The sequence below is a fragment of the Clostridium sp. C8-1-8 genome (assembly GCF_009928445.1).
GTDB lineage: Bacteria > Bacillota > Clostridia > Clostridiales > Clostridiaceae > Clostridium_AR.
This window is the reverse complement of sequence record NZ_JAABNO010000007.1, coordinates 21,410-40,856: the sequence shown is the minus strand read 5'-3', so window position 1 is coordinate 40,856 and position 19,447 is coordinate 21,410. Positions and strand designations below refer to the sequence as shown.

Genomic DNA, 19,447 nt, shown 5'->3' with positions numbered 1-19,447 from the left:
TTTAGCTATTTGCTACTCCAATGCCTTTTTTAGCATTTTGAGATTGTCCCTCATTACTGAGAAATATTCTTTTCCTGCCTTTATATCCTCATCATCAAGTCCCTCTAATGGATTGAGAACTTCTGTTTTTGCTCCTATTTCCTTAGCTATAGCTTGTGAAACCTTAGGACTTATTAAATCTTCATAAAATATATACTTAACATCATTTTTCTTGGCGAATTCAGCTATTTCTGCCATCTTTGCAGCTGTAGGCTCTGCATCAGCCTGTAAACCTTCTATAGGAACCTGATTAAGTCCATAAGTGGCACATATATACCCAAAGGCTTGATGAGCTACAACTATATCCTTCTTCTTAAACTTTGAAGTTGTATCTTTAAACTCTTTATCTAAGTCATCTAACTTTTTAGCATTTTCCTCATAATTGCTTTCATAATAATCCTTGTTTGAAGGATCAGCCTTTTCTAATTCCTCCTTTATTGCCTTCATTTCTTTCTTTGCATTCATCGGGTAAAGCCATACATGAGGATCATATTTTAAATCAGCCTCATCTTTTTCTGGATTATCCATTAGCTTTACTTCTTTGGAAGCTTCAACCTTTATAAGTTTTTCATTGTTAAGGGTTTTAGATACTTTATCTATCCAGTGCTCCATACCAGCACCACTATAAACCAATACATCAGCCTTCTCTAGGTTTGCAACATCCGTTGTACTTGGTTCCCAATCATGAGGCTCTGTTCCTGAAGGAACTAAGTTTGTTACGTTAATCTTGTCGCCACCAACTTTCTTAGTAAAATCATACATTGCATAAAAGCTAGTATATACTTGTATCTTTTTATGTTCACCTTGGGCACTAGAACTATTTCCAGTACTCTTGCTTCCACAACCAACAAAAACTGATGCACTTAAACTCACTAGAGCCATTAATCCTAAAGCTTTTTTAATTATACTTTTATTCATTTACAATCCCCCTGCGTTTTTATGCGAATGCTTTGCATTTGCAACTCTATTTATTAATATAATTTATAATCTCTATTTATGCAAGATTTTTTTATAAATAAATGGAAATTTAAATAGAATACTTTATTTCTAAAAATATCCATCACAAATGTACTACTTTACAATAAATACTTTATTACCGTATGGAAATTATATATCTTTATATACTTTTCTTATCTGAATAGTATATAATTAAATCGTATACAAGTTAGGAGGGATATTTATGGCAGTTTTACTTAATTCATTAAAAATAGGTTCCTTAAATTTATCTAATCGTTTGGTAATGCCTCCTATGGCAACCTCAAAGGCTGGAGCAGATGGGGAACTAACAGAAGATATAATAAAATACTATGATGAAAAATCCAAAGGTGGATATATAGGATTAATAATCATAGAGCATAGTTATATCTCAAAAGCAGGAAAAGCTGGTAACCACCAACTCTCAATCTCAAAGGATTCTGATATAGAACCTCTAAAAAAGCTTGCAAAAACTATTCAAAGTAATGGCTCTAAAGCTGTTATGCAGATAAATCATGCAGGTGGCTCTACAAAGGAAGAGATAACAGGATCAACTCCAGAAGCCCCTTCTGCTATTGAGAATCCATACACTAAAATCGTAACTAAAGAACTGTCTAAGGAAGATATTAAAAAAGTAGTAGCTGACTTTGCAGAAGCTGCAAGAAGAGTAAAAGAAGCTGGCTTTGACGCTGTAGAAATTCACTCAGCCCATGGCTATCTACTTAATCAGTTCTACTCTCCAATATTTAATAAGAGAACTGATGAATATGGCGGTGATATATTAAATAGAATAAGAATTCATCTAGAAGTAATAAAGGCAGTAAAAGAAGCTGTAGGACAAGACTTCCCTGTATTTCTTAGATTAGGAGCATTAGACTATACAGCTGGTGGCAGCCAATTAGAAGACGCTAAGGTTGCTGCAAAGGAATTTGAAAAGGCTGGAATTTCTATATTAGATATATCAGGTGGTTTTAGAGGTTTCACTGTTCCTGACTTTAACGAACAAGGGTACTTCTACCCTGTAACTGAAGAACTTAAGAAGGTCGTATCTACTCCAATACTACTAACTGGTGGAGTTGTTGACGGCGCAGCTGCTGAAAAGCTATTGGAAAATGAGAAGGCCGACTTGATAGGTGTAGGAAGACCTATACTTAAAGATTCTGACTGGGCAAAGAATGCTATAGAGAGCCTAAAGTAATATACTGTTCCTAGTCAACACAATTACCTTTTAATGAAAAGAAGCAACTCTTAAACAGAGATTGCTTCTTCTTTTATTATCCTTCCGTCCTCTATGTAGATAGTTCTATCACAAAACTCTGCAACAGATATGTCATGAGTTATGATTACTATAGTCTTCCCCTTTTGGTTTAGCTGCTTAAGTGTTTCCAAGATATCTCTTCCAGTATTTCTATCTAAAGCTCCTGTTGGTTCATCAGCTAAAATAATATCAGCATCAGATGCTATAGCTCTTGCAATAGCCACTCTCTGTTTTTGTCCACCAGAGAGCTCCTTAATTTTATTCTTTACCTTGTCACTTAAGCCTACTGCTTCTATTGCCTCATTAGCTATTTTTTTCTTTATGCCAGATTTCAGCTTTCTGAAACTTAGAGGTAATATAACATTATCAAGTACTGTTTCATTGTTTATAAGCGCAAAGTTTTGAAATATAAATGCAATATTTTTATTTCTATATTTTGAAAGCTTTAGATTTTTAAAGCCTGAGGTATCTTCTCCATCCAGCATATAAGTACCTTCCGTAGGTTTATCCATAAGCCCTATAATATTTAACAAAGTAGTTTTTCCAGAGCCAGATGGTCCCATTATTGCTACCATCTCTCCATCTTCTATAATTAGATTTATGTCTTCTAATGCCTTAAACCTGCTATTTGGGGCACCATAAGTTTTATTTATCTTTCTTAATTCTATAGCCATGTTATCACTCCATAATCAATTTGCTTGGATTTATACTTAGAATTTTTTTTTATAGGTAATAATGTTGAAAAGAAACATACGGCTAGAAATATACCCGAAACCATAAGTATAGGTTTAAACTCTATATTCTTATAAGTAAACAAGAACAACACCTTATCATTCTTACATAAAAAGTTCAAAACAAACCCTAATATTAATGCCAACAAAAATATAATTGTATTTTCAATAAATACATAAGTTGATAAAAACTTATTGCTAGCGCCTTGAGTTATCATAACGGCAATATCAGCCTTTCTTTCATCTATAGAAATAATCATAGACAAAGAAGCAATTACAGTTACAAAAACAATTACTATTAATGCTATTGCACTCATATATCTTATATATTCCTGCCTAGATTGCTTTACATCAAGCAAAAGACTATATGTACTTAATGGGCTAATATTAATTTTTCTATGGTTTGCGAACTCTTGCAAAGCAGCAGTAACCTTATCAGCACTTGCTTTATCCTTAGCTTCGACTATATAGTTTTTTCCTATAGACGTAACAGCAAAAGACTGAAAGTCGGTTTTTGTATTGTATGGAACTATAAAATAATCGTTTAAACTTTTAGGTATCTGTCTATAAAAGTCTCCTGCACTAATCCAACTAGCATCCTTGTCTAAGAAAGCTATTATCCTATACTTAACTCCTTCAACATCTGTTAACTCTTGTCCGATATTGAATATATCTTTATAAGCTGCTCCTACTACCACTGGTACATAATCAAAAGACTTGCTATATAAGAGTTTAACTTTGTTATCTTTATCAGGCATCATATTTACTATATCCTTATCCAGGTATAATAGCTTAGATGCCATGGGTTTTAAGCCTAATGCTTCATTCTTCCACAATTTATCATTTAGAGCTATGTAGTTTTTATTACTTGCTAACTCTTTAAATTGATAGTTTGTATAAGCATAGCCTCCATTCCTAACATCTTTATTATGTAAAAATTCACTTATACTATCTAAGTCTTTTTTCATATCCTTTAAATCTTTATTATACTCCTCATACTGGAGCAGAATCGTAGTATCTAAATCAACATAATTTTTTATTATGTTGTTTTGTAAATCATTCATTTTCATCATATGCAACAAATCATACATAATTATTACAGCTATAATTAGGTTTATTAGCATAAACCCTATACTGAATTTTCTTTTTTTAATAGAATTAAATAATAAGCTTCTCATTCTTCCTCCTTAAATCTTAGAGCTTATTAATATTCAATGAAGGATTTATCCTTAGAATATTAAATAAATTTACTCCTACAATAAGTATGCTATTAATCACGCATAAAATTGCTGAAATCATTAAATTATCCAAGTATAACCCGAAGCTTACTTCAATTATATTTGATAAATAAGAATTAATAATTAAAAGTACAACTATAGCAATACCTGTTGCTATCATCGACAGCAATAAAACGTTAAGAAGCACAAAGCTAATCGTATTAGCAATACTTCCTCCGAAAGCTATTCTTATAGATAACTTAGCTTCCATGACCTTAATCATATAATTAGTAATATATATACAAGCTGATATAGCTAAGGCATAGGTCATTATAATCAATACTACAGAGTACGAATTATCTCCAAATGCATTAAGTAAAATATCTTGATTACTATCCATATCTTTTACTTCAACCTGAGGATTTTCCTCCTTTTCATATATTTTATTACTTATATATTTTGCAATTGATACCTCATTGCCATTTCCATTTAGAATCATTTCAAAATCATTATTTTTAAGTATCTCGTTAGCTAAATCATTGTTTAACTTGCTACAAGCTAAAATTACACAATAATCTAACTTAGTCTTATATTTTTCATTTCCCATAACACCTATTATGTTGTAGGTCTTTCCTAATATATTCAGCGTATTGTTATTACTAGTTAACCCTATTTGTTTGTATAGTGCTTTACCTATAAGTATAGAATCGCCGTTGTTTATATCTGACCAAGTAAAGTTGCTGCCCTCAACTACAGGTATTGGTACTATAGGCTTATTATTCTTATACAAATCCACATATAATAGAGGTTTTCCATCTAGATTATTTAAAGAAACATTAGCTTTTAATCTATACTGCATAGCCTGGTCGATAGAATCAAATACACTAAGAAGGTAACTTTTGTCCTTCAAGCCACTTCCGTAATAAAAGTCTATAGACGTCTTCTCCAAACCATTATTTTCTTTCTTCAATCCCTCAACCGTATTTTTATATCCTACTACAAATAGAGTGATTGAAAGCTGACAAATAGCTAATATTATAATAAATACTAAAGCTATACCCTTGTAAGTCTTTATATTCTTAAATACTTGTTTTAACAAATTATATACTCCTTAACCTTGTTAGAATATGCTATATTATGTTTCTAAATATAATCCTTATTGTAAACAAACACCTAACTATATTAACATGTATTTTTTTATTTCACTGTTGTTTTATGTCGCTATATTAATATTTTTTTCTACAAAAAAACATGCTGGACACTATTATGTACTAATAATTATGTAATATAATTTCATTTATGAATTTATAAGCCATATTTTATTGCTAAATCATCTATTCAAACTATAAAATTACAGAAATATTTTAAAAATACTTGGTTACTAATTTATTTAATAACAATTCCTTTTTACTGTTTATATTAACTAACTTCTGTAAACCCTTTAAGTTGCTGAGTTTAGCTAGAAGTATTTTTACTAGCCTGAACAGTAAAAATAAAAGGGCAGCCATCATGGCTGCCCTTTTAAATTAAATATATTCCTTATAATTATCATCCTGATTTATGGTATTTAAAAGATGTTTAATCTCTTGGTCCTTATCCTTATCCATAACCAGTATAACGTCGCCTGCATCAACTATTACTAAGTCTTTTATTCCGAATCCGATTATAAGATTTTTACTGCCAAATATAGAGCAGTTTTCACATTCCTCCAAAAATACATTTTGAGAAATGCTGTTGCTTCTATGGTTGCCTAAGAATCTGCTTAAAGCGCTAAAGCTTCCTATATCATCCCAAAGAAAATCACTTTTTAGCACGTAAGCCTTTCTTGTTTTTTGCATTACTCCAAAATCTATAGAGATACCATCTATCAAAGCATACTGTTCAGCTATGGCACTAGCCTCGTTTTCCGTATCTACATTCTTATATATTTCCATCAAGCTTCTGTACATCTTAGGAAGATACTTTTCCATTTCTCTTAAAATAACATCTGCTCTAAAAACAAACATGCCGCTATTCCAAAGATAAGTTCCTTTTAAAATAAAATCCTTAGCTACTTCTACATTCGGCTTTTCAGTAAATCTAGCAACCTTAAAAGTAGCTATATTTCCTCCAACTCTTTCACCCATTTCTATATAACCGTAGCCTGTTTCAGGTCTACTTGGCTCTATTCCTAAAGTTACCACTCCTCTTCTCCTGTCAGCTATTTCTACTGCCTGTGTTAAGGTGTCTAAGAAGTTTTTCTCACCTTCTATATGATGGTCAGAAGGTAATACTATCATCACAGCATCCTTGTCTTTCTTCAATAACTTGACTGCTGCTAGACCTATGCAGGTAGCGGTCTCTTTATTCACCTTATTGGTCTTTTTACAATCATTACCTTATTGAGACGCTTGATTTTTCAAGCATTCCACAGCCTCTAGCCATTAGGCATCCTGAATTTATAATTAATAGTAATCCTCTTTTCCCTAGTTTTCTTATCCTCTGATACCTCAATATTATTAATCAAACTTTCTAGTATCATTCTATCAAATTGCTGAAAGCCTAATATCCTATTTATTTTACCTTCATACACTTCATATACCTTTTGTGGGCTATTATTTGAACTTATTTGCTCGACAATCTCCTGTTTTTTCTGTGACAATTCCTCTTGCCTCGCTTGAACTTTCTTTATAATCATTTCAAAGTTCCTTTCATTAATCAAGTCATTGAGTTTATCCATATACAACTTCTCAAACTGCCTATCCAGTTTGTTTAACTCGCTTTCTATTTTTTTTAGGGTATTACTAAGACCAGTAGTCTTATTAGCAAGTTCTCTTGCACCATCATATAGTTCATCTTTATTTATATATTCTACATATCTATGAAGATCCTTAGTTATAATATTTTTCAAGTCCTCTTCCTTTACTGAGTGTGTGGTACAGCGTCCGCCACCCATCTGCGAATTTGTGCATTTATAACCCTTGTATTTCTTACGAAATGACATACTGCCACCGCATTCAGCACACTTTAGGATTGAAGAAAATAGGTGTACTTCTCCATCTTTGTATCTGAGATTTTTCGCTCTAGCCTTAATTTGTTTTTGAACTTCTTCAAAAACCTCCTTTGATATTATCCCTTCAAATTGACCTCCATAAATCCATTCACTTTCGGGAGTAACTTTAACCTTATTGACCTTATAACTAACTTTTTTCCATCTTCCTTGTACCATGATACCCGCATATTTGGGATTTGTTAGAATAGACTTAACACCGTTATTAGTCCATATCCCGAACTTTGATCTTCCGAAATTCTCAAGTCTGCTTGATGGTGGAAGAATGCCTCTACTATTTAAATATGTGGCTATTCTACCAACACCCCATCCTCCTAAGTACAATTTGAAGATTTCTTTAACTGTGTCACTGGTTTCATCTTCTGCTGATACTAAAGTAATAGTTTTAATGTTGCCATTGTATTCTTCCTGTAGCCTATATCCAAAGGGGGCCTTACTTGCAATACTAGATCCTCTAATCATACGCTGCTTCAGAGCGTCTTTTACTCTCCTTGAACAATCTTTGATGTACATTTCATTTAATATATTTTTAAATGGTATAATATCATTGACCTCTTCTAATGTATCAACGGCATCTAGTGTTGATATAAACCTAACTCCATTGATTTTAAAAAAGTCTTCTAAATAATAACCAGCCATTATATAGTTACGACCAAAGCGAGATAAATCTCTAGTCAATACCATATTTATTTTACCTTGTTCAATGTCCCCCTTCATCTTTATGAAACTATCTCTTTCAAAATTCGATCCAGAAAATCCTTGATCTTCGTACACTTCAACAAGATTGTATATAACTTCAGTATCCAGTTTACTTTTATCAATAAGCCATTTCTTCAGGCTTTCCACCTGAGCAGGTATAGACTCCTGCTGCTCTTTCTTGTCGCTTGATACACGGGCATATATAGCCACATTCCATACTTTTTTCATTCCATCCACACCTCAAATCTCTTGTTTGTGGATGGTAGTTATGTGATTATTTTTATTATACTGTAATTCTTTATCTTTATCATCTAGTAGTAACTTAGTTTTTACAATCTTTCCTATTATGTCCTTGAAGTTATCTTCTCCATAATTATATATAACCTTTATAGTTTCTTTTGGCATATAAAAACCCCAATATATTACTCTCAATATCATAATATGTTCTAACTTGATAATGATTTCCTATATTTCTATATTAATCAATTTAATTACTGTTATATAATTTTATCTACTAAACTGTTTCTTTAGATATATAAACTGAAAACTATATCTATCCACTACAAATATAATAAAAAAATAAAGTGGTATAATTACTACCACTTTACTACAAAAATCATATATTCAATTGCTACATCTATAAGCATAACAACCTCTCTCTAATTCTAATTTATAATAGCCTAATAATGCTTATTATATTTAGTTATCTTTTAATATTCCATAATATTTCAATTCCTTTATACTGATATACTTTTATTTCTTTTATAAGAAGCCTTAAAATGGAATTGTCAATTAATTCAAAGTTCTTGTACCTTTCATATACTTCCTCAAACTTTCCTTTAACTATTGGTATAATGTCTTTTTTAACCGCTAAATCATTATTTCTTCTTTTTAAATCCTGTATAGACTGCTGATATTGATATAATAAAAATTCATATGTTTCTTCATCCATCTTTCCATCAAATTTTTGAGAATGGCAATCTATTATCTTTTTTCTAAAGTTCACTATTTCTCTGTCATTGCTATCAATTAATCTATCTATACGTTTAATATTGTTTATTCTCTCGTAATTATCAACAAGCCTATTAAACATGGATTCTTCATCAATAGAAAAATTTTTTAACTTAATACTGATTATATTTAACATTTCATTCTCTTTAATCAAATGTGTACTGCATCCAGAGCCATCTTGAGACCCTAGACACTTGTAATTTCCATTACCTTTATAAATTAGTGTCTTACCACACTCACCACATCGCATTATCCCACAAAGTATATGCGGTTTATCTGCCTTGTATCTATATTTTTCTTTCCTCACCTCCATTTGTTTTTGCACTTCAATATAAATTTCTTTAGATACAATCCCTTCAAATTCATTTGAAATTATCCAATCCTCTTTTCTAGTTTTGCTTACCTTTTTATTAAGATAATTATGTTTTCTATAGCGACCTTGTGCCATAAGTCCGCCATATAAGGGATTTACTAAAATCATCTTAATAGTATTTCCCCACCAAATTTTTTCACCTGTAGGCGAAACTATGCCGTTAGATTGAAGTTGATTGGCTATTTTCTCATAACCTTGTCCACTAAGGTATAATGAAAATATCTTTCTAATAACATCTGATGAACCATCACTATTTATTAACAATGCTCTCCTCCGCTGCTTAAATCCATTTTCGTCTATTCCTTCCTGCTCCAAAACTTTGTATCCATAAAGGCCGCCCCCTATGTATGTACCGTCTAACATTCTTTCTTTAAGAGCATCTTTTACATCTCTTGAAACTTTTTTTGCATATTTCTCTGCAATTAGCCCTTCTTCTAAGATTTCCATTACTTCGCTTTCTGTATTTATTAACTTATCATTTATTGATAGGAATAATGTTGATGACTTGTAAAATATATCATATAAAGTATTATATATATGATAAAAGGATCTTCCAAATCTATCAATTCTTACAACTATTACAACATTTATTTTGTTTGCCAAGGCATCATTTATGAGCGAAACATACCCAGGTCTATTAGGATTTGTCCCTGAGGCACCATCATCTACATATATTTTAACCTGACCACTTTTTAAACCTATGTTTGTAATAAATCTGGTCATAGTTGAAACTTGTCGTTCTATAGATATATCATTCTCAACATCTCGTGATATTCTTGAATAAATACCAACACTTACATCATCATCCTTTATCTTCTTATATATCTCACTATTAAAGACATTTTCAGTATTGTACCCCTCTTTACTAATCTGTTGAATAAAATCATTAACTTTCATTTTCTCTCTTTTCCTCCATATATTTTTCAATTTCTTCATCTATCTCTTTTTTAAAACTTTCAGAATACACTAACATGGCTTCAAACATTAAATCATTAATGTCTAAATTCCCTTCATAACATTCAGTAACTTTTATTCTTTTTAAGTCGATCTTAGCCATTTGGTATTAACCTCCAAAAAATCGACTTGATCAAGTCATTGTTTTAAATTTAAGGCCTTATACCTTCAACATAACATCTAAAATCTGAATTTTTTGAGTGTCTATAAAAATATTAATAAAACCTTTTGGATTTTTGGGAATAATATTCCTCCAAGTGATCTGTTTAACAATCAATATACAATAGTTAAAACATATGGAAAAGAACATATTTGTGGAACTTAGTTCCTCTAATATATCAATCGTATAAGTTGTATTCAAAAATTTAGCAAGACTTATTGTGAAATTTAATAATAGAGTAGGAAAAACAACCTCAATTCCATAATTTCATAATAACAATCCCGACTTGTCTAAAACTTACATATAATATCTTCTAAAATCGCTATCTAAAACTTGAAACCTTAAAATAGATTAACTAAAATGCCTCCAGCGTTTTGAGAGGAGGTGAATTTTATGTTGATTAAAAACATTTTAAGTGTTGATACAATTAATGCCTTTATAATTACTTATCTAGATACTAATAAATTGCTAAATAAAGATTGGAGATTTAAGATTAACAAAAATAAGGAAATCGAATTCTTTATTTGTTATAACAATCTAAATTTTTCTTATTTGCCTAAATACTCATATTTAAGCATTCAATTTTCTGCTAGTAAGGTTATTAATGGTAGTAATGTATTACCTTTCATTTTTAAAGATAAATATATTTTATTTCAAATAATTAATACTGCTATAGATAATGTACTACCATATCTTGCACTCAATAAAATTGAAAATTGGTCAGTCAATAGATTGGATATTTTTGTTGATTATCAAGTCGCTAGTGAAAATGACAAATATATTTATATAAACTGCATGAGCAAATTAAAATATGCAGGATATATTAATACTGTATATGAAACTGGAAACCAAGCAAAATCAAGGAGCAAAAACATTAATGTTTATTCAAAAAAAGATGAAATAGACTATAAAATCACAAATCAAAAAAATTATACTGAAGTAGATGTTGAATTAAAGGAGATTTCAAAATCTATTTTAAGAGTTGAATTGCAATTGAAAAAACATGCTTTGTACTATAGGCTTAAAAATAAAAGAACTGTTTCTGAACTTTTGAATTACATTACTGTAAAAAAACTTTTTAATGAATTTATTAAAAGGACAGGCCTAAACCTCCTTTTCTATGAAAAACGTCATCTACTATACAAAATTAGGAATAGTTTTAGTAAAAGGCTTGGCAAAAATATAGTTGACTTTGTAATTGACTATAATGAAATTAGCAGAAAAGAACTATTTAAAAAATATGAAAAATCAACCATTAATAACTACTTAAACCAATTAAAAAAGATAGATTCAAACGGCATCTATCTTCCAGGCAAAGTAAATTCAGTTATTAATTTTGGTTATTTTCGTGCTGCTAAAAAATTAGATACCTTAATACATCTTCCTAGTGATTTAACTTTTTCCTATCTTGAATTTATAATGATCATTAGATATTTAAATCATCTTAAATATAGTTTTCCTTACTATTATATTGATGATGGATAAGCCATATATCATGTGTAAAAACTGAAAGTTTTTATTGAATAACCAATACCAATAACTAATTAGCCAATAACCTATAACATACTTCAATAACCTAATGAAGAAAATATATGATACAAAGTCATGCTACAAATTTTGAGAATTAGATAGCATGACTATTTGTGTTTTTATTGATTATACAAGCATATTATGCTTCTTAACCTTATCAGCATTACTTTTTGTGACGATTGGTAAATAGAATTAATTACACTTTATTGACTCCAAAAATTTTTCAAATCTTTTTCTTAGAAACTCATTATTTCTACAATAAAGCATCGTTTGTGGTATATTGGATGGGAATTCATAAAAGCAGCACCAGCCTAAATTAATTTCTTTAGTGGTAAATTGTCCAATCACATATTCTGTGATATTTTCCCCAAGATTACGTGAATTACATAACTCATACAATATCATTCCCTGCTGCCCTAAGCATACAGTGAATGGATTATTAGTTTCCATGATTGATATAAACCATCCCTTCTTTAGTCTCATTAACATCTCTCCTAGCATTTCCATAACTAAATACCTCCTTAGACTTTGATACTAATTTATAATAATTCTTTCAAGTTATTTTCAAGTTTTGAGGTAAGATATTGACTGTAAAGGAATTAAATGTACTATAAAGAACCCTGGTGTACTTCTTATTGTTATTACGATAATTCTGGTCTCAAGTAATTTGGCTTTGTAGTATGGATATATTTTTCAAAAGGATTAGACAATATAGATATTTTGTTTAATATTTAATCCCTTCGCAACTCATAATTCATTAACGTTTATAAAGAGACTTTATATGATTTTTGAAGTGGACATTAGTAATATAAAAATAAGTTTAAAATAAACAGCAGAGAATTACCTCCCTGCTGCATTATCATGTTATTTAAATTCTTCTTGTAAGACAGATTGTATTAAGATTTTACTGTATTCTTTAGATTGTTTAATATTTTCGATTTGTTTCAGTAGTCTTTTAACTCTTAAAATCGTTTTGGTATTAAATTAAATCTAAGCACTCTTTAAGTTCTCTCTTTAATTCATTATAGCCGTAGTGTTTGTTTATATCTTCATCTTCCAATGCTTCTACCTGAATAAAAGATAAATTGATATCATCATAGTCATAAGTTATCTTCTTTTCTTGCTTAGGATAAATGATTATTATTTCTTCTATAACGCCTCTTTTAGTTTTATTTTTTCCACGCTTATTTTTATCATAATAACAAAAACTATAATAATCTTTAGCCTGTTCTATCGCTCTTGTTGGCCCATTGCTGCTATGCAGGTTTTTACTCATTGCACATTTTACTTCAACTACTGCCGACTTTATAAGTACATGACTTTCCTTATCAAATAGGCTAATTAAAATATCTGGCTTATAATGCCTTGCACTCATTCTTACAAAATCACTTATGTTATTGGATGCAACGTCTATGTTTTGTTTTACTTCCTTCTCATAAAACAACTCGCATAAAATGTTGTCTTTGCTAAAAATAATGGGTTCATTAGTTGGAATTTCACCATTAAACATTTCCTCATTTTTCATATCTCTTAGCCAACCACTTTCCCATTCAAAACCACAATCCTCCAATATTCCTATTACCATTACAAGTGCATAGTATTCAAAAAGTTTAGAAGTCTTTTTACTTGGGAAGTATGGCTTCCTATCTATATTTTCGTTATTTTCAAGTGATATTATATTATTATAAAAATCATAAAGTACAAAGTACCTATTGTCCTTTAACATCTTTTGACTAACTTTGGTCAATGCTAAGTTATCGAATATCTCTCCAAACCATGTTTCATTTGCATAATGTATCAGTATTGATTTTAGTTTCTCTAAATTTAATACTATATCTGAAATAAATATCCTATTTGATTTTAGTTTATTTAAATCAGTTTCCATAACCTGTAGTTCTTTAGCAACGCTATATTTGTGTTCATTGCTTACAATGGCATCATTAATAATACTGTTATATTTAGATGTTTTTTCTAATAGAACAGTTTCCTTAGAATTAACCTTTTTAGAAAATTCATTTAGAATGACAATGTACTTACTTTCCATATCACATAATATTTCTATAGTTTTGTTTATTATTTTTTTTATCCATTGATTTTCAGAGATATCTCTATTTAAAACCGTATGCTTTTCATAAACGACTTCTGGTACATATGGATTTTTATTTTTATTTACTCCTTTTGAACTTAGCCACTTTTGACTTTTCATGTCCTGTCTCACTGAATAATGTTGTTCCCTATATAACTTGTCTATATCTGAAAGTGGTTTCTTAATTATATTTTCAATATTACTACTCACTGTTTCTATGTTACTGATAATATATGAATATAACTTATTTAAAGAATACTCATTGTCTCCATATATGTTCTTTTGTCCAGTCATTCTTTGTATATAGAGATTTTGAGAAAGTCCTATCATTATTTTCTCCAAATAATTTCTAAGGTTAATAAGACCATTCCATGATACTGAAGTAGGATTAATTAAGTATAATCCATTATATATACCATCAGAAGTAATAACTTGTATTCCATAATACCCAGGAGTTAGCATAATATCATGATCTCCTGATCCCGATAAAACAAAGGGTCTATCCTTTGCAGTCAACTGTATTGGTAATTCAGATGTACTACTATCTATTATAAGTATAGCATTAGGGTCTGTACTCTCAACGGATACAACAATTTTATAATACTCATAAAATGTAGCAACCCTATCCCCTAAATCTTCTTTAGTAAATTCATCAATTACTAGTTTTTGAGGATTTCCTACTGCATAATTATCCTTATTATACACAAAAAAAGTTACCTTAGTTTGCATAACCATAAACTCCTAGTTCTTTTGCTTTTCTTATAATCTCATTTTTTGTAAGTGTAAATGTGCTAATTTTAGATGCTTTATCTGAATTAAAGAATTTGAATAGTTCACTATTTACGGGTTCATTATTAATACTTTCTTTTATTACTCCAATTAATTTGCCATATTGCTTTTCTGTTCCTTTTATCTTTGTAATAAGTCGCTGCTTGATTTGAATATCAAATGCAACTTCCTTTGATAAAAGTTTATTTCCATTAGTATCTGATGGAATATTTAAAAGATACTCACCAATTTTTCTAGTAATTCTAAATGAAACACCCTTTTGAACGTCATATTTATTTAATAAGTCATGAAGTTCATCTAAGAATTCTATTTCTTCAGGCAAATATGCTTCTATCCAATTATTATTTGCAATCCATGATTGATATTTTGTAACATCATCACATTCAAACTTATCATAGGACTGACCTTTAAGACTTAATTCACTCATTTCAACTTGTAATTTTGCTAATTTTTCTTTTCTCAAGTTAATAATGTTTGCCCTATCAAGAAGTCTATCAGAAAAATCTTTAGTTGTTTCATCAATATTTACAGTTCCAATGAATTTTACATTATCATTGATTATTATATAGTCTGGATAAGCCTTTCTATTGATACAATGTGCTTCAGGACTATAAAGGTATAACCTTCTCTCCTCAGGTTTTTTCTCTAAAAGGGAAATAAACGGTGCAAACCAATGTTCAACTTGTGATAGGTTCATTTCATCAAATATTACTAAATGCATAAAATTAGTATTATTTTGAGCGTGAATAAGGAAATCAACTAATCTTGTTTCAGAAGGCACATACAATCCTGTTGTATTATTTAAAAATCCTAATATATCTCCTGGTTCAGTATATGAAGGACTTATAGGGAGAAACAATAATGTCCCATCTTTTTCCGATGCTTTTAACATCTTAGCATAAGAGTTTGCTAATTCAGATTTTCCTGTGCCAGACATACCTGCTAATATAGTTAATGGATTTGTTTTAGCACATATATGCAAATTAATTAGATCCTCTATTGAATAACATAAATTATTGCGAATAGTAGTTTCTTTAAAAGCCTCAATAAATTCAAATTCACCATTAGAAAAACTATTATTAGTATCCTCACTTAGTGTTTCCCCTGATGCATTTTTAGTATATTCTGATTCTTCTAAAGGATCAGTAATTTTTTCAACCTTACTTTCATTCTCCATCTGATGCAGCAGTTGTTTATCAATAAAAATAATTTTATCATTATCTCCACCACGTATTTCACAATTACTAGTATCTATTTTTATACGATTTATTTTGTCTGAATACTTTTCACAAATCCATGCTTTCGGATTACTGGAGTGCTTTGTCCACTCAGGAAAATTAAAATATAGATAATTATTGCATATAACATATTCAGGTGGATACATTGCATGGTTAAAATCCTCCAAAATAATGCTACTTCCATCTAATAATTTTTGTTGAAACTCTGAATTCCTCATATCTACAATAGGAATAGGTATAAATTCCATATCTTTATCTATTTTCACATCTGGTTCAATATTAAAAATCACTAAATTCTTATATGGTTTATCCTCTTTTGAAAATGTTATTTTCGGTTTAAACAATATAAGTTTTCCTTTTAATTTTTCATATAATATTCTTTTCTTATCTCTAATATCTTGAGTAAATTTATATGTCATAGGCTTGACTACATTGTTTTGATCATTATCTATTCCAATATATAAAGGATTAGATAGATTTGGATCTATTAGTTCTGTAATAGGTTGCGGATCTATACTTAATGGTCTAATATAAAATATTAAATAATTGCTATTTTTAAGAGTTGTAATTGCCTCTTGTTCATCTCCTAAAGGTGGATAGTATGGTTCATTTTCTGCTAATATTCCAACCATGTAACAATCATTTGATTTCATTAATTTAGCCCTATTCTCTTGTGAATAATCCATTTATACTCCCCCTATATTATGTTTCAAAATAGATATTGTTTCTATAAGTGTTTTTTCATTATCTACAGAAATAACCTTATTTGCTATACCACATTCTAAACAATACTTTTTAATTTCATTTAATTTTTTTGTTGTAATCCCCTGTCTCTGTATATATATTTTATTTACGTTATTAACCTTATCCCTCCACTTATCCGAAGAAATAAATTCCACCTCACTAAATATTGTTTTTGTTATCTTAATATCCATATCATTTGAATGTATTATTCCAAATACTTTTTTATTATTAGTTTCATCTAATCCAAATGCATATTCATAATATACCTCTGCTGCCATAAGGCGTTTCTCAAGTTGCTCACATTCTACTTTTTTGTTATTTAATAAAGTTTTTAATTCAATATTCTTATTAGTTAAGGTATTTACTTTCTCTTTTTCTGCTGTTAATGATTTTAATTCTTCTTCAAGAGTGTTTATTTTATTTCTTAGAACTTCTAGTTCTGTTACTTTATTTGATATATCTTTTTGAGCATCTTTAATAGCCTTTTTATATTCTTTATCTATTTCCTTCTTCTCTTGTTCAACCTTTTTAATATTTTCTTTAATGGCACTTATTTCCTCTGAATGTTTATTTATTTCGCTTTCATCTGCAACTAATTTATTTGTTGAAAATTTAAGTAATAGTCCAACTAATACATCAACTGCAAATATGTTCAAGATATCTTTATTAATATCAGAATGGGACTTAATAAAAGAATATTCTACAGCAAGGTTTTTAGGTGGATTTAAACTATTAATCTCTGAATACAACTCTAATAATGACCAATTTTTAATATTATCAAATTCCTTTATATTCCCATCAATTAAGTTATTCTTTAATGCAATCTCATAGAATTTATCAACTACCGAAATTAATTCTTCTTTATTATTTAGATACGTTACTTTATTAAAATATTCCTCAACCTCGCTTTCGGTTTGAAAGTCTAGTCCAAAGTCGAACATATACCTGTTATTCTCAATATTTTTACTTATTCTTTCTAAATACTCCTGTATATTATCTGGAAACCTAAGCCTCAAATATGCAAACTTTTTATAATCTGGTATTTTATTTTTCTCTTCATTTAAATAATTGATAAATTCTTTTTCTGTTAAATTTAATGGTAAATCTAATTTATGTCTTGAAATACAAGTCCAAAAAGGATTGTCCATTACTTTTTTACCTTTTTTTACTTGTTCAATCCCTCTAAAAATAGTTTTAATTTTAGTTTTTTTTAATTCCAATTTATCAGACATAATACTTTTATTACAAAGTTTTAGTATGCTATTTGCTTCTTTTTCATCAATTAAACTCACGTAAAAATCAATTTCATTCAACTTAACCTCTCCCCATAATTTTTATTACTTAAAATTAAATATTTTTTCATTATCATATATTATAGGTTTTGTTATGTTTTTATAAAAATTTTCAATTATTATCCCTCCCTTCAAATTGATTTAAAAAATTGTAATATATACATACATTGTAACATAATGGTAATACATATTCATATATGTCCCCCTAATATAAAAGATTTATTATAACGTTTACCATAATTATATGCTGTTATAATAAAAAACTTTATACGATTAAAGACACTAAGAATCATTTATCCTAGTGTCTTACTGTAATATATATATCAAAATCTCTCACAACCATGGCTATAGTTAAATCAAGTCATATTTTTTATGATATTTTTATGTTTTGTATTTCTAAAATGAAGCCGTTGATTTTAGAAACGCTCTCCTTAATTAGAAAATAGAAAAGATAAATATAAGATCACTGCATACTTTTAGTAGATAAACGGTTTTCCTTGAGATAGAATAGAAATATCTAGCATAACCTAATATAAATCCAAATACTTGAACTTCTAATTACAAAATCTCTTCTATAAAATCTAATGTAATTATATGCACAGTAAGATAAAAAACTATAAGGGCTAATTTATATAATTAAAAACTTGATGTAAGAGTATATGAATTAATATATTTATTGTATTGTGTTAAATATAATAGATTTTCTGAACAAGGAAAAGGATAGCATTCTGTTTTGCCATCCTTTTCTTTTTATAATCATTTATTCTTCTTAATAGTTTTTAAAAACTTTCTAATATAATAGAAAATAAATGGATTTTATAATTTTTTTAATCACCTGGCTTACCCATCTTTTTATTTGCTTCTTTATTAAACTTAATCTCGGTTTCTTTAGTGTACTTTTATTAAAATGAATTTTAACATGTATTGTATATTAAGAAATAAATATGATATGATGATAGAGGTATATTTGAGCGTGTACCTATGTCTATCTGTAAGCATTTTCTATAAGTTATGGTGCTTACAGATTTTTCATTTACGGCTTTGTTCTAGTTATATATCAACTTTTGACTCAATCCACTTGACTTGAACACCAAGCCTTATTTTTCTTTTTATAGCCTTTTTACAACCTTATTTTCAAATTCCTCTTCTGTCAATTCAGTATAATGGATAATCTCTTCTTTGTTCATTCCCCCTACATACATTTTCTTAGCAATTTCAATATCTCTTTTTTTTGCTAAATATCCAAAAGTCTCCGACTTTTTTAATTCTAAACCCATGATTATATCTACCTCCATAGAATAG

Annotated in this window: 15 protein-coding genes and 1 pseudogene; 2 read left to right on the top strand and 14 right to left on the bottom strand. The window is 29.1% G+C overall.

Annotated elements, in window-relative coordinates; translation table 11 throughout:
- Positions 1-12: 12 nt before the first annotated feature.
- On the bottom strand, positions 13-957 hold the full coding sequence (locus GXK57_RS09250) for a metal ABC transporter substrate-binding protein (protein ID WP_160674795.1): 945 nt from the start codon (positions 955-957) through the stop codon (positions 13-15).
- A gap of 262 nt (positions 958-1,219) precedes the next feature.
- On the opposite strand from GXK57_RS09250, the gene GXK57_RS09245 reads away from it, so the two are divergent.
- On the top strand, positions 1,220-2,212 hold the full coding sequence (locus tag GXK57_RS09245; protein WP_160674792.1) for an NADH:flavin oxidoreductase: 993 nt from the start codon (positions 1,220-1,222) through the stop codon (positions 2,210-2,212).
- Between the two features lie 50 nt (positions 2,213-2,262).
- Here GXK57_RS09245 and GXK57_RS09240 read toward each other — a convergent pair whose 3' ends face one another.
- The 8 genes and pseudogenes from GXK57_RS09240 to GXK57_RS09205 all read right to left on the bottom strand — a co-directional run bounded on the left by GXK57_RS09240 (position 2,263) and on the right by GXK57_RS09205 (position 10,409).
- The gene (locus GXK57_RS09240; protein ID WP_160674789.1) at positions 2,263-2,946 is read right to left on the bottom strand and encodes an ABC transporter ATP-binding protein; all 684 of its coding nucleotides are present in this window, start codon (positions 2,944-2,946) and stop codon (positions 2,263-2,265) included.
- A complete protein-coding gene (locus GXK57_RS09235) occupies positions 2,937-4,181 on the bottom strand; it encodes an FtsX-like permease family protein (RefSeq protein ID WP_160674786.1) in 1,245 nt (414 codons plus the stop codon). The genes GXK57_RS09240 and GXK57_RS09235 overlap by 10 nt, the downstream gene beginning before the upstream one ends.
- Before the next feature lie 16 nt (positions 4,182-4,197).
- Positions 4,198-5,319 (bottom strand): ABC transporter permease, encoded by a 1,122-nt coding sequence (locus GXK57_RS09230; RefSeq protein WP_160674783.1) that lies wholly within the window; start codon positions 5,317-5,319, stop codon positions 4,198-4,200.
- A gap of 427 nt (positions 5,320-5,746) precedes the next feature.
- Positions 5,747-6,568: pseudogene (locus GXK57_RS09225) on the bottom strand (sugar phosphate nucleotidyltransferase); the annotation flags it as partial.
- A gap of 68 nt (positions 6,569-6,636) precedes the next feature.
- Complete coding sequence (locus GXK57_RS09220; RefSeq protein WP_160674780.1) at positions 6,637-8,196, bottom strand: recombinase family protein; 1,560 nt, start codon at positions 8,194-8,196, stop codon at positions 6,637-6,639.
- 12 nt (positions 8,197-8,208) lie between these two features.
- A complete protein-coding gene (locus GXK57_RS09215; protein ID WP_160674777.1) occupies positions 8,209-8,373 on the bottom strand; it encodes a hypothetical protein in 165 nt (54 codons plus the stop codon).
- A 298-nt stretch (positions 8,374-8,671) separates the two neighbouring features.
- Positions 8,672-10,249 carry a recombinase family protein gene (locus tag GXK57_RS09210; protein ID WP_160674773.1) on the bottom strand — a complete coding sequence of 526 codons (1,578 nt, stop codon included), beginning with the start codon at positions 10,247-10,249 and terminating at the stop codon, positions 8,672-8,674.
- Positions 10,239-10,409, bottom strand: a complete 171-nt coding sequence (locus tag GXK57_RS09205) for a hypothetical protein (RefSeq protein ID WP_160674770.1) — start codon at positions 10,407-10,409, stop codon at positions 10,239-10,241. The genes GXK57_RS09210 and GXK57_RS09205 overlap by 11 nt, the downstream gene beginning before the upstream one ends.
- 450 nt (positions 10,410-10,859) lie before the next feature.
- Between GXK57_RS09205 and GXK57_RS09200 the strand changes: the two genes are divergently transcribed.
- On the top strand, positions 10,860-11,951 hold the full coding sequence (locus GXK57_RS09200; protein ID WP_160674767.1) for a phage/plasmid replication protein: 1,092 nt from the start codon (positions 10,860-10,862) through the stop codon (positions 11,949-11,951).
- A gap of 237 nt (positions 11,952-12,188) precedes the next feature.
- On the opposite strand, the gene GXK57_RS09195 is transcribed toward GXK57_RS09200, so the two are convergent.
- From GXK57_RS09195 to GXK57_RS09175, 5 genes are all read right to left on the bottom strand, one after another.
- Complete coding sequence (locus GXK57_RS09195; protein ID WP_160674764.1) at positions 12,189-12,503, bottom strand: hypothetical protein; 315 nt, start codon at positions 12,501-12,503, stop codon at positions 12,189-12,191.
- A 472-nt stretch (positions 12,504-12,975) separates the two neighbouring features.
- Positions 12,976-14,811 carry a hypothetical protein gene (locus tag GXK57_RS09190; protein WP_160674761.1) on the bottom strand — a complete coding sequence of 612 codons (1,836 nt, stop codon included), beginning with the start codon at positions 14,809-14,811 and terminating at the stop codon, positions 12,976-12,978.
- Positions 14,801-16,795: a hypothetical protein gene (locus GXK57_RS09185; protein WP_160674758.1), complete on the bottom strand. Its 1,995-nt coding sequence runs from the start codon at positions 16,793-16,795 to the stop codon at positions 14,801-14,803. Before GXK57_RS09185 ends, GXK57_RS09190 begins: the two co-directional genes overlap by 11 nt.
- Complete coding sequence (locus GXK57_RS09180) at positions 16,796-18,166, bottom strand: hypothetical protein (RefSeq protein WP_160674755.1); 1,371 nt, start codon at positions 18,164-18,166, stop codon at positions 16,796-16,798.
- 1,088 nt (positions 18,167-19,254) lie between these two features.
- A complete protein-coding gene (locus GXK57_RS09175) occupies positions 19,255-19,422 on the bottom strand; it encodes a hypothetical protein (RefSeq protein WP_160674752.1) in 168 nt (55 codons plus the stop codon).
- Positions 19,423-19,447 lie beyond the last annotated feature (25 nt).